Raw genomic sequence first — 383 nt, 5'->3', positions numbered from 1 at the left:
AGCAATTATGCAGAACAGGAAACTCGGCGTGCAGAACGGGAAAAACTGCTTAAAGAACAGGAAAGATTTCTGAAAGAACAGGAAACTCGGCGTGCAGAACAGGAAAGATTTCTTAAAGAGCAGGAACAACTAAAGTATCAAAATTTACTATCACAATTAAAAGCTAAGGGTATTGATATTAGTACACTGGAATAAACTATTACCTACACCAAAATGTCCCCCCGGGAGAAAGGTTTTTAAAAACCCTCCTCCTGCTAAAGTCAACCCAATTAATTTTAAGTGAGGGTATGCAATACATCCCTACAGAAGCCATGTTATAGTAAATTAAACCGATTGAGTCAGTACCAAAGTGAATGGGAGGTATAGATATGGTGAGGCAAGTT

At 38.4% G+C, this 383-nt stretch carries 1 protein-coding gene; it reads left to right on the top strand.

Going from position 1 to position 383, the window contains the following annotated elements:
- Positions 1 to 195, top strand: a 195-nt coding sequence (locus ASL19_RS07945) for a hypothetical protein (RefSeq protein ID WP_072149106.1), incomplete at its 5' end; no start/stop codon positions are given.
- Positions 196 to 383 lie beyond the last annotated feature (188 nt).

Source organism: Cylindrospermopsis sp. CR12 (assembly GCF_001432185.1).
Lineage (GTDB): Bacteria > Cyanobacteriota > Cyanobacteriia > Cyanobacteriales > Nostocaceae > Raphidiopsis > Raphidiopsis raciborskii.
This window is presented reverse-complemented; position numbering and strand designations above follow the sequence as displayed.